This window comes from Streptomyces sp. NPDC102360 (assembly GCF_044766085.1).
Lineage (GTDB): Bacteria > Actinomycetota > Actinomycetes > Streptomycetales > Streptomycetaceae > Streptomyces.
Window position 1 is genome coordinate 141,252 of sequence record NZ_JBIWLG010000004.1, and the last position, 11,110, is coordinate 152,361.

The window sequence follows — 11,110 nt, forward strand, 5'->3', positions numbered from 1 at the left end:
GCGGGCGTTTCGCGGCGGGCGGGGCTACAGCGTCTTCCCCGTCGCCGGCCCCACGATCAGCCCCTCCCCGAAGGCGTCCACACGGACCGTGTCGCCGTCCTTCACCTCGCCGGAGAGGATCTCCTTCGCGAGGCGGTCGCCGATCGCCGTCTGGATCAGGCGGCGCAGCGGACGGGCGCCGTAGGCCGGGTCGTTGCCCTCGTCGGCGAGCCAGGCCAGGGCCTCGTCGGAGACGTCGAGCGTGAGGCGGCGGTCGGCGAGGCGCTTGGCGAGGCGGTTCAGCTGGAGCTTCGCGATGCGCTTCAGCTCGTCCTTGTCCAGGGCCGAGAAGACGACCAGGTCGTCGAGGCGGTTGAGGAACTCGGGCTTGAAGGACGCGCGGACGACCTCCAGGACCTGTTGCTTCTTCTCCTCCTCCGAGGTGAGCGGCTCGACCAGGTACTGGCTGCCCAGGTTCGACGTCAGCACGAGGATCGTGTTGCGGAAGTCGACCGTGCGGCCCTGGCCGTCGGTGAGGCGGCCGTCGTCGAGGACCTGGAGGAGGATGTCGAAGACCTCGGGGTGGGCCTTCTCGACCTCGTCCAGGAGGACCACCGAGTACGGGCGGCGGCGGACCGACTCGGTGAGCTGGCCGCCCTCCTCGTAGCCGACGTAGCCGGGCGGGGCGCCGACCAAGCGGGCGACGCTGTGCTTCTCGCCGTACTCCGACATGTCGATGCGGATCATGGCCCGCTCGTCGTCGAAGAGGAAGTCGGCGAGGGCCTTGGCGAGTTCGGTCTTTCCTACGCCCGTGGGGCCGAGGAAGAGGAAGGAGCCCGTGGGGCGGTCCGGGTCGGCGATGCCGGCGCGGGTGCGGCGGACCGCGTCGGAGACCGCGCGGACCGCTTCGGACTGGCCGATGAGGCGCTTGCCGAGCTCGTCCTCCATGCGCAGGAGTTTCTGCGTCTCGCCCTCCAGGAGGCGGCCTGCCGGGATGCCGGTCCAGGAGGCGACGACGTCGGCGATGTCGTCGGGGCCGACCTCCTCCTTGACCATGGTGTCCTTGGAGACCTCTTCCTCGGCCTCGGAGGCTTCCTCCAAGTCCCGTTCCAGCGTGGGGATTTCGCCGTAGAGGAGCTTGCTCGCGGTGTCGAAGTCGCCGTCGCGCTGGGCGCGTTCGGCCTGGCCGCGCAGTTCGTCGAGCTTCTCCTTCAGCTCACCTACGCGGTTGAGGGACTGCTTCTCCTTCTCCCAGCGTGCGTTGAGTCCGCGCAGCTCCTCCTCCTTGTCGGCGAGGTCGCGGCGGAGCTTGTCGAGGCGGTCGCGGGAGGCCGGGTCGGTCTCCTTGGCGAGGGCCATCTCCTCCATCTTCAACCGGTCCACCGAGCGCTGGAGTTCGTCGATCTCGACGGGAGACGAGTCGATCTCCATGCGCAGGCGCGATGCCGCCTCGTCGACGAGGTCGATGGCCTTGTCGGGGAGGAAGCGGGAGGTGATGTAGCGGTCGGAGAGCGTGGCGGCGGCGACGAGGGCGCTGTCGTTGATCTGGACCTTGTGGTGGGCCTCGTAGCGGCCCTTCAGACCGCGGAGGATCGCGATCGAGTCCTCGACGGACGGCTCGGACACCAGGACCTGCTGGAAGCGGCGCTCCAGCGCCGGGTCCTTCTCGATGCGCTCGCGGTACTCGTCGAGCGTGGTCGCGCCGACCATGCGCAGTTCGCCGCGGGCGAGCATCGGCTTGAGCATGTTGCCGGCGTCCATGGCGGAGTCGCCGCCCGCGCCCGCGCCGACGACGGTGTGCAGTTCGTCGATGAACGTGATGATCTGGCCGTCGCTCTCCTTGATCTCGGAGAGGACCGTCTTGAGGCGTTCCTCGAACTCGCCGCGGTACTTGGCGCCCGCGACCATCGCGCCGAGGTCGAGCGAGACGAGCCGCTTGTCCTTGAGGGACTCCGGTACGTCGCCCTTCACGATGCGCTGGGCGAGGCCCTCGACGACGGCGGTCTTGCCGACGCCGGGTTCGCCGATGAGCACCGGGTTGTTCTTGGTGCGCCGTGACAGGACCTGGACGACGCGGCGGATCTCCTGGTCGCGGCCGATGACCGGGTCGAGCTTGCCCTCGCGGGCCGCCGCCGTGAAGTCCGTGCCGAACTTCTCCAGCGCCTTGTAGGACCCTTCGGGGTCGGGTGTGGTCACCCGGCGCCCTCCCCTGCTCTTGGTGAATGCCTCGACCAGCTTCTTCGCGCCGGCCCCGTTCTGTGTCAGCACGTCGGCGGCGGCGCCGCCCTTGGCCGCGATGCCGATGAGCAGGTGTTCCGTGGAGAGGTACTCGTCGCCGAGCTCCTTGGCGCGCTCGGACGCGTCGGCGATGACGGCGAGCAGTTCGCGGTTGGGCTGGGGCGGCGCGACGGTGGATCCCGTCACGCTGGGCTGTGCGGCGAGTGCCCGCTCGGCGCCTGCCCGGACCTGCGCCTGGTCGGCGTCGACCGCGGCGAGGAGGTCGGTGATGTTCTCGTTGTCCCGGCCCTCCAGCAGGGCCAGGAGGAGGTGGGCCGGGGTCAGATCCGGGTTGCCCCCGGACACGGCCCGGCTGCTTGCCGCGTTGATCGCGTCGCGGCTCCGGTTCGTCAGCTCGGCGTCCACGTGCCTGTTCTCCTCCACGTACTCGGGAAACCCACTCTGACTCTTCCAACGTGCACAAAGTTGAGTCTATTCCACTCAAGGCCGACCCGGGAGAGGGCCCTGCCCTCTCTGGGGATAGGTTCCCGTTCATGGCCAAGCGCATCGACCTCGACGCCCCCGGATCCGCCTTTCTCAGCTTCTGGCGCGAACGGCATCTGTGCACCCTGACGACGCTGCGCGCCAACGGCACGCCCCATGTGGTCCCGGTCGGGGTGACGTACGACGCCGAGGCGCGGGTCGCCCGCGTCATCACGGGCAAGGGCACCAGGAAGGCGGCGCACGTCGTCGAGGGCTCGGGGCGGGTCGCGGTGTGCCAGGTCGACGGCCGGTGGTGGGCGACGCTGGAGGGGACGGCGACGGTGCGCACGGAGCCGGCGGAGGTCGCGGACGCGGAGCGCCGGTACGCCGAGCGCTACACGCGGGAGCCGCGGCCGAACCCGGACCGGGTGGTCATCGAGATCGCGGTGGACCGGGCGACGGCGAACCTCCCGAAGGGCCCGTAGAACGACCGCGGCGACACGCCCCCGTAGGACGACCGCAGCGGCGCCACCGTGTTTCAGGTACACGGTGACGCCGCTGCAGGGGGGAAGCACCTGCGCGATCTACAACGACGGGGGTATCGCGTCAGGCACTGCGGGGGGTGGCTGTGGAACGTGAGTGGGACTGCGAGGACTCGGGTCCTGCCTCGCCGACCAGTTGATGGTCCCGCTGGTCGAGGTTGACGAAGATCATTCCGTATCGGACGACCGTGCGTACCGGCTGTGGGGCACCGCGCGGTCGGCGCAGGCACCGGTAGGCCCGGATGTCGTCGCCCTCGCGGACCACGATGATGGGCTCTCCGAAGAGGGTGACCATGAGGGAGTCACCGTCGCCCGGAATCGCGGTCACGAGGTCGATGGTGTGCCAACCGGAGCGGTAGGCGATCGCCATCTCCCGGCGTAACGACCGGTCGTCGGGCGGGGTGATCATGCGCCTGCGTCCGTGGGCGCGGAGTTCCAGATCGCGTCACCGGGGAGTGCCTGAACGGTCGTCGTGGGCGCCACGTTCCAGATCGCGTCCGCCTGGGCCGCGGGTGCGGTGTTCCAGATGGCGTCCATCGGTCCGAGCGCGCCGAGGACCAGCCCGGCGGAGAAAGCGCCGGCAACAACGGCGCGAAGTATTCCCTTACGCATAGCGGGTCTCGTCCTCACTTCCATGGATTCTCTCCCCCGGCTCTCCATGACGATGGCTCATTCGGCCACGTAAACACCACAGGGTCGATGCATCATGTTCCTGCACGTTCAGGACCCTGGGGGGTGGAGCTATGCCAAATACCAGCTCAAATCAGGCGCATCCACACGCCATGACCGAGCTGTGCGACGCCGGGAGGCACTTGTACTCGACCGCCCTGCGCTCGGGACGCATCGCGCGCAGCGAAATCTCCTCGGCTCCCTGCCTGCTGGACTTCGCTCTCCTGCATCCCGATCCCGATGACTCCGCCTGGCTCCGGCCGGTTCCGCCGACAGCGGCGCTCACGCAACGACTGCATCCGCTCGAACGCGAGATACAGGAAAGAAGGGCTCTCGCGGTCGAACTCACCGATGCCTTCGAGCCATTCCTGGCCATCAGTGCCCAGCGGCAACCGACCACCCACTCCATCACGGTGCTCGAGGGCAAGGAGCGGATCAACGCCGCCATCGAGCTGGCCCTCGCCGAGTGCAAGACCGAGATGCTCACCGTCCAGCCCGGCGGAGGCCGGGACGAGCACACTCTCACCAAGGCCCTGCAGATGGGCAGGGAGATCACCGACCGCGGCATCACGATGCGCACGCTCTACCAGCACACGGCACGGCACAGTCACGGCACCCTCGCCTACGCGGAAGCCCTGGCCCAGGGAAACGTCGACATACGCACCCTTGAAGAGCTCATCGAGCGGCTGATCGTCTTCGACCGTTCGGTCGCGTTCATTCCCGCGCGCGAAGACCGGCAGGCCGCTCTGGAGTTGCGCCACCCAGGTCTGGTCGAATATCTGGCCAATGTCTTCGAGCAGCTCTGGCAGCGCGCGGTCCCGCTGCTCGACGAAACCCCCTACGGACCACCGACCGACGGCATCACGGGCGTCCAGCGCTCCATAGCCAAACTCCTCGTCGAAGGCCACGTCGACGAGGCGATAGCACGCCGGCTCGGTATGAACGTACGCACCTGCCGCGCCCACATCGCCAAACTCGCGGCCGCGCTGGGCAGCGGAAGCCGGGCCCAACTCGGCTATCTCATCGCGCAGTCCGGAGTGCTCGGAACAGACGCCCCCGCACCGAGCAGAGGGAGCGAGTCGTGACCCTCAGGGTTCATTCGCACGACGTCGGCGAGGTGTGCGAGGCAGGCATGCGGCTCTACGCCCGCGCCCTGCGCGAAGGCCGCGTACCGCGCGCGGACTCCGAGCCGGCTCCCTGCCTCGAAGCGCACGCACTGCTCCGCCCGGACACCGGGGACCCCGGGTGGCTGCGACCGGTCCCGCCCGCGATCGCGCTGCCCCGGCTGTTGCGGACCGTCGAGGAGAACATCGCCCTGCGCCGCAGCCAGGAGGTGAAGCTGGCCGAGACCTTCGCCCCGCTCATGGCCCTGGACGCCGAGCGGGCGGCCGTCCCGGACGCCCCCATGATCACCGTCCTGCTCGGCTTCCAGCGCATCAACGACGCGATCGGCGAAGCCATGTCCACATCGTCGACCGAGCTGCTCACCATCCAGCCGGGCGGCCACCGGCCGGCCCCCCTGCTCGCCTCGGCCCTGCCCAAGGAGCAGGAACTGCTGGCCCGCGGCTGTCGGATGCGGACCCTCTACCAGCACACGTCACGCCACTCGCAGGCCGTGCTCGCCCACTTCGAGCAGCTGGCCGGTGACGTCCAGGTCCGCACCCTCGACGAAGTGACCGAGCGCCTCATCATGCTGGACCGCACCGTCGCCTTCATCCCCGCGAACCAGGACCGCACGGTGGCCCTGGAGCTCCGGCACCCGGCGCTGATCTCCTACCTGGCGACCACGTTCGAGCGCCTGTGGCGGCTGGCCACGCCGATGTTCCCGCACGCGGCGGTCGAGGAGCCGGTCTCGGACGGCGTCACGACGCGCCAGCGCACCATCGCGACGCTGCTCATCGAGGGCCACACCGACGCGGTGATCGCGGAGCGGCTCGGCATGAACATCCGCACGGTCCGCGTGCACATCGCGAAGCTGGCAGCGACGCTCGGCAGCGACAGCAGGGCTCAACTCGGCTACCTGATCGGCCAGTCGGGCATCCTGGAGGACGCGGACTGACCGGGCGCCGCGGGCGGGGCCACTTCAGGCGGGGCTACTTCAGGCGGAGCTACTTCAGGCGGAGCTACTTCAGGCCGGCCTCCGCGCACGCCTGTGCGTACTTCGCCGTGCAGATCTGCGGCACCGTGAAGATCTTGTCCTTGACGACGGTGCTCTTGATGTTGTCCTTGGTGAGCGCGACGACGCTGACGCTCGCCGTCCTGATCTGCTTGTCGGTCGGGCTGTCGGTGCGGTCCATCGCCAGCGCCTCGAACTCGATGTCGCGCCCCTGCGAGATCCGCACGGCCATCTCGGCGGCGGTCTGCGCCTCGTCCGGGTACGGCTTGTAGACGCTCATGTACTGCTCGCCGTCCAGGATCCGCTGCACGGCGGCGAGTTCGGCGTCCTGCCCGGTGATCGGCGGCAGCTCGCGGACGCCGACCTCCTTCAGGGCATCGATCACGCCGCCGGCCATCCCGTCGTTGGCCACGTACACGCCCGCGATGTCGTCCACGCCGAGCGCCTTGATGGCCTGCTCCATGTTGGCCTTGGCGTTGGACGCCTTCCAGCCCGCGGTGTCGTACGACTTCGCGACGGTCACGGCGTTGCCCAGTTCGGCGCGGGCGGCGCTCTTGAACTGCGCGGCGTTGGGGTCGTCGGGCGAGCCGTTGATCATCACGACCTTGTCGCGTTTGGTGGCCTTGGCCCCGCCGAGCGCGGAGATCAGCGCCTTGCCCTGGGTCTGGCCGACGAGCTCGTTGTCGAAGCCGACGTAGGCGTCCACGGGCCCCTGCGCGAGCCTGTCGTACGCGATGACGTGGATGCCCGCGTCCTTCGCCTTGCGCACGGCCGGGGCGATGCCCTTGGCGTCCACGGCGTCGACGACGACCGTGTCGACCTTGGCGGCGATCATCTCCTGCAGCTGCTTGCGCTGGAGAGCCGCGTTCTGCTTGGCGTTGGCGTAGACCAGCTCCCCCTTGCCGCCGGTCAGCTTCGCCACCTGACGCTCGAATATGGGGTGGTCGAACTTCTCGTAGCGCGTGGCCCCCTTCTCAGGGAGCAGCAGACCGATCTTGACGTCGTTCCCCTTGGTGACGGAAGCGCTGGGCCCGCTGTCGTCGCCCGGCAGCACCCCGCCGCAGGCCGAGAGCGAGACGACCAGGACGGATGCGGCGCCGGCCATGGCGGCGCAACGCATACGCGTGTTCATGTGCGGATACCTCCCTGACGTGGCCGCGACGGTGCGGCCGAGGTGGCTCGAAGCCAACTCGCCCGCCCGGGGACCGTCAAGAGGTGAAGCCACACCGCAACGAAAACGGGTCCATTACTTCTTCACATGAAGCCGAAGACGGCGAATACCGGACACCTTCGCGGGCACGCCACAGAAACTTCACAGGACCCTCAAGCCCCTCAGACCCCTCAGACCCCTCAGGCCCCTCAGGCCCCTCAGACCCCTCAGGCCCCTCAGACCCCTCAGGCCTCGAACTCCGTCAGGTCGATCGCGTACAGCCGGCAGCCCGCCACCTCGCCGGGCAGCGGTGCCATCCCCAGCTTGTGGAGAACCTTCTCCGAGGACGTGTCGTCCTCGGTGGTGACCGCGACGACCCGGTCGATGCCCCGGTCCTGAACGGCGAACTCCAGCGTGGCCTGCGCCGCCTCCGAGGCGTACCCCTGGCCCCAGAACACACGGCCGAGCCGCCACTGAATGGCGATCTGGCCCGCCACCTGCCGCGGGGCCTCCGGCACATACAGGCCGACGGCGCCCGCCAGTTCGCCGGAGCCGAGGAGTTCCACGGCGAAGACCCCGAAGCCCTCGTCGTCCCACTCCTCCTCCCAGCGTTCGATGTCCTCGGCGGTCTCGTCGAGGGAGCGCGGGGCGCCGTCGCCGATGCGGCGCATGACGGCGGGGTCGGTCTGGATGTCGGCGAGCGGGGCGAGGTCGTCGTCGGGGTTCCAGCGGCGCAGGAGGAGGCGGGGGGTGTGGATCTCGGTCATGGGTCCATCCTGCGCCATGACCGTGGGCGGGACGGGCACCCGGGCCCCCGGCTACGGCCGGTACCGTCCCCGCGCCCTGAGGCGATGCGGCATCAGTTCACGGACCTCCGCCTCGGCCGCACCGACCACGGGTAAAGGGAACTCGTCGCGGCCCCCGTCCCCGTCGGCGTGGCCCGCACCGTCCTCGTCGCGCGCGTTGCCGCCCTCGACCCGTCCTTCCCGGTCGGGCCGCGTGGCGTCGGTGGCACGGTCGTGCTCGTTCGCGCCCGTGGCGCCCTCGTGATCCGCGAGGCGCAGCCGCGGGGCCTGTGGCGGTGGCGCCTGGCCGCTCCCGCCCGCCTCAAGGCGTGCGTGCTCCTGCCAGCCGAGGCGAAACCAGTCGGCCCGCTCCCGCTCGGCCTCCTCAGCGGTCACGACCCGCAGGGCCGCTGGTCCGAACTCGCCTATTTTGCGGCCGAGTTCGGCGACCAACTCCCCAGCAAACCGCCTCGTCTCGTCCCGCACTCGACGACGACAGCTTCGAGTTGCCGACGGAACTCGGCCGCGCCACCGCCCGCAAGCTCCGCGATCTCGACGACAACGACATCGACGGCCTCTTCCGCCTCCTCCTCGGCGACAAGCAGTTCGCCCGCTTCGAGCAGCACGACATCACCATGCAGGACATCGCCGCGATCCTGGAGGCGTACGGCAAGGAGACCGGGCTCGGCCTGGGGGAAGGCTGAGCCTCGTCGCGCTCGTAGAAGAGCACGCCGAGGCCATCGAGGCCGATCTCCTGCGCCACTACGGCGTCGACCTGCTGGACTGGCACCGCGGGCAGTTGTCGTCACGCCGGCTCGCGGTCCTCGTCCAGCACCTGCCGCGCGACAGCGCGCTCGGGCGGGAGCTGCACGGAGACACGGCCGAATGGGGCGTCACGGACTACCTGTTGGCCCACGTGGTGGACCTGCTCCAGGACGCCAACTGGATGTTCGCCACGGTCAACCGGGACGAGGACAGCGAGCCTCTCGACTCACCGCGACCCATTCCGCGCCCAGGACTGGCAGAGCCACCCGAAGAGGACACCTTGAGGGGCGACGGGACCGCGCTCCCCTCGCCTCAAGACCTCGGCACGTTCTTCGCTTAGAAGGCCGTCCGCCGTGGACCCGGCCCCGACGAACTCGTCAAGCGGTGAAATAGACGGCAGCGCCGCCGCCGAGTAGAAGCAGGCCCAAGCCCAAGGTGATCAGCACATTTCTCTTGACCTTCGCGGCTGCCTCAAAGTTCCCTGCCTCCCGCTCTTCGCCAACCACACCACGCATGAGCAAAAAGAAAATGAGCAGGATGGCACCCAATGCCGACATAACAACCCCGATTAACCTCGCCAGGATTTGCATGTCGGTCGCCTCTGCAAGATGGATCACGCCCACACCCTCCACTCGGCCGTCCTTCCTGCCATTTCGCCCCATCCTGGCCACGGCAGATCAAGGAGTCAAGACGCAGAATGGGAACGGAGGATCACTCATGAGCAAGCACACCACAGATGACGTCTACGAAAAGGTGTCCGAGCTTGAATCCTCGCTCAAGACATCTCCCGCTGGTGGAAAATCGCCGGCAGCCACCAGCAAGGAGCTGAGCGACAAGGTCGAGGTCCTCAAGAAGGCAATAGCAGCGGGACCGGCCGACAAGAAGACAGACCTCAAGGGAGCCCTCGCGGAACTTCCCGTCCTCAAGGAAATACTGGGTGTACTCAAGGCCGGCGGCGGCCCCGCGTACATCGTGCTCGGCATCGTGGCACTCAAAGCGGGCCTCTCTTCGATCGGCATCAAGATATTCGACATACAGAAAGCCGTACAGGCTCTCTCGCGTCGGGCTTTCGGCGGAAGGGAAATCACGACGACAGACAGCGGCCGAATAACCCGCGCGGTTCCCGAACAACCTCAGAACATGAGGCTCCCCTCGGCAGGCCGAGTCACCGCCCTGAAGGAAGCAGTACGAAAGCTGAACGGCGAGATACACATCTACAGCACCAAATCCCGGGCGCTGCCGTCCCCTCGGAACATGAAACAGCTCGCCGACTCTGCTGGACGCCTGAGCTCCGCCGCGAGCAAACACGGCGACGTCGCCCGCAGCTCGCCGTCACCACGTACACCGATACCCCCGGCCTCCCGCTGCCCTACCGCAGCATCAGCCTCGAACTCGTGGAGGTGTCCCGTGCAACAAGCTGATCCGGCCACGGAGGCCGCGCTCGGCACCGGCGAGCGCACCGCCACGCACACCACCCGGCTCGGCGGCGAGGACGTCGGCGCGCAGGTGCAGTCCTGGGGGCTGGAACGTTCGTACGCGACCGATCTGCCGGCCGCCATGCGCGCGTTCTCCGGGAGTTCATCGGCCCAGCTTCAGCTCCAACTCGGCGGCAGTGGACAGGATGTGGCGCCCGCCCTGTACTCGGCGTGGGCCGACCGCGGTACCGGTGACCTCGCCCGGCCCGGTCAGAGCGTCGTCCACGAGACCGGAGTGGGGGCCGGCGAAACCCTGCCCGCCTTCCGCGGCACCCTGCGCAGCAGGTCCGCCGCATCCGGCACCGACACCGTGCACCTCGTCGGCCACGGCCGCACTAACCACGCGGGCTCGGGCTCGTCCGCCGTGTACGCGGCCGTCCGCGCCGAACGCGCCCTGCCCTCACCACCGGGGCCCGACGCCGTCGACGGCAACACCCATTTCTACGGCTTCGAGATCGAGAACCTCGGCAACGGCCGCGACCCCTACCCGAGCGCCCAACTCGCCGCCGTGGAACGGCTGTCGGCGGCCCTGTGCCGTGCCCACGGCTGGACGGCGGCGAGTGTGATCGGGCACAAGGAGTGGACCCGCCGCAAGATCGACCCGTCGTTCTCGATGAGCGGGATGCGGACCCGTATCGGCACCCGGCTCGGCACCCTCCCGGTGCCCGCGCCGCCGCCCGCGTACGCGCGGTTTCCCGGCGCCTCCTTCTTCGTGCCGGGTCGCCGCGGCGCACTGATCACGGCGGTCGGCAAGCGTCTCGTCGCGGAGGGCTGCGGGCGGTACCGGGTCGGCCCCGGACCGGAGTGGACCGCGGCCGATGTGGCCTCGTACGCGGCGTGGCAGCGCAAGCTCGGCTACTCGGGCGCGGACGCCGACGGCGTTCCGGGCCGCACCAGCTGGGACAAGCTGCGGGTACCGGAGGCGTGAC

Annotated in this window: 12 protein-coding genes and 1 pseudogene; 6 read left to right on the top strand and 7 right to left on the bottom strand. The window is 69.0% G+C overall.

The annotated features are described in order from the left end of the window. Positions 1 to 24: 24 nt before the first annotated feature. Positions 25 to 2,622 carry an ATP-dependent chaperone ClpB gene (gene clpB / locus ACIRHA_RS18950; protein WP_403846847.1) on the bottom strand — a complete coding sequence of 866 codons (2,598 nt, stop codon included), beginning with the start codon at positions 2,620 to 2,622 and terminating at the stop codon, positions 25 to 27. A gap of 128 nt (positions 2,623 to 2,750) precedes the next feature. Between clpB and ACIRHA_RS18955 the strand changes: the two genes are divergently transcribed. Continuing rightward, entirely contained in the window at positions 2,751 to 3,164 is a 414-nt protein-coding gene (locus tag ACIRHA_RS18955; RefSeq protein ID WP_403846849.1) for a pyridoxamine 5'-phosphate oxidase family protein, read from the top strand. Between the two features lie 121 nt (positions 3,165 to 3,285). Here ACIRHA_RS18955 and ACIRHA_RS18960 read toward each other — a convergent pair whose 3' ends face one another. Together ACIRHA_RS18960 and ACIRHA_RS18965 are read right to left on the bottom strand one after the other, a co-directional pair. After that, a complete protein-coding gene (locus tag ACIRHA_RS18960; RefSeq protein WP_403846850.1) occupies positions 3,286 to 3,630 on the bottom strand; it encodes a hypothetical protein in 345 nt (114 codons plus the stop codon). Then, positions 3,627 to 3,833, bottom strand: a complete 207-nt coding sequence (locus tag ACIRHA_RS18965) for a 5'-nucleotidase (RefSeq protein ID WP_403846853.1) — start codon at positions 3,831 to 3,833, stop codon at positions 3,627 to 3,629. The genes ACIRHA_RS18960 and ACIRHA_RS18965 overlap by 4 nt, the downstream gene beginning before the upstream one ends. Positions 3,834 to 4,003: 170 nt before the next feature. On the opposite strand from ACIRHA_RS18965, the gene ACIRHA_RS18970 reads away from it, so the two are divergent. Together ACIRHA_RS18970 and ACIRHA_RS18975 are read left to right on the top strand one after the other, a co-directional pair. Further along, a complete protein-coding gene (locus tag ACIRHA_RS18970; protein WP_403846856.1) occupies positions 4,004 to 4,975 on the top strand; it encodes a helix-turn-helix transcriptional regulator in 972 nt (323 codons plus the stop codon). Between the two features lie 47 nt (positions 4,976 to 5,022). Beyond that, complete coding sequence (locus ACIRHA_RS18975; protein WP_403847664.1) at positions 5,023 to 5,949, top strand: LuxR C-terminal-related transcriptional regulator; 927 nt, start codon at positions 5,023 to 5,025, stop codon at positions 5,947 to 5,949. Between the two features lie 64 nt (positions 5,950 to 6,013). On the opposite strand, the gene ACIRHA_RS18980 is transcribed toward ACIRHA_RS18975, so the two are convergent. The 3 genes from ACIRHA_RS18980 to ACIRHA_RS18990 form a co-directional block, all read right to left on the bottom strand. Then, a complete protein-coding gene (locus ACIRHA_RS18980) occupies positions 6,014 to 7,138 on the bottom strand; it encodes a sugar ABC transporter substrate-binding protein (protein WP_403846858.1) in 1,125 nt (374 codons plus the stop codon). Between the two features lie 263 nt (positions 7,139 to 7,401). Continuing rightward, the gene (locus tag ACIRHA_RS18985) at positions 7,402 to 7,923 is read right to left on the bottom strand and encodes a GNAT family N-acetyltransferase (protein ID WP_403846860.1); all 522 of its coding nucleotides are present in this window, start codon (positions 7,921 to 7,923) and stop codon (positions 7,402 to 7,404) included. Positions 7,924 to 7,974: 51 nt separating this feature from the next. Then, positions 7,975 to 8,337: a hypothetical protein gene (locus ACIRHA_RS18990; protein WP_403847722.1), complete on the bottom strand. Its 363-nt coding sequence runs from the start codon at positions 8,335 to 8,337 to the stop codon at positions 7,975 to 7,977. A gap of 89 nt (positions 8,338 to 8,426) precedes the next feature. On the opposite strand from ACIRHA_RS18990, the pseudogene ACIRHA_RS18995 reads away from it, so the two are divergent. Both ACIRHA_RS18995 and ACIRHA_RS19000 read left to right on the top strand, forming a co-directional pair. Next, positions 8,427 to 8,645: pseudogene (locus ACIRHA_RS18995) on the top strand (hypothetical protein); the annotation flags it as partial. 95 nt (positions 8,646 to 8,740) lie between these two features. Then, positions 8,741 to 9,046 carry a hypothetical protein gene (locus tag ACIRHA_RS19000; RefSeq protein ID WP_403846862.1) on the top strand — a complete coding sequence of 102 codons (306 nt, stop codon included), beginning with the start codon at positions 8,741 to 8,743 and terminating at the stop codon, positions 9,044 to 9,046. Positions 9,047 to 9,083: 37 nt separating this feature from the next. On the opposite strand, the gene ACIRHA_RS19005 is transcribed toward ACIRHA_RS19000, so the two are convergent. Then, entirely contained in the window at positions 9,084 to 9,323 is a 240-nt protein-coding gene (locus ACIRHA_RS19005; RefSeq protein WP_403846865.1) for a hypothetical protein, read from the bottom strand. A 790-nt stretch (positions 9,324 to 10,113) separates the two neighbouring features. On the opposite strand from ACIRHA_RS19005, the gene ACIRHA_RS19010 reads away from it, so the two are divergent. After that, complete coding sequence (locus tag ACIRHA_RS19010) at positions 10,114 to 11,109, top strand: peptidoglycan-binding protein (RefSeq protein WP_403846867.1); 996 nt, start codon at positions 10,114 to 10,116, stop codon at positions 11,107 to 11,109. The last annotated feature ends 1 nt before the right edge of the window (position 11,110 follow it).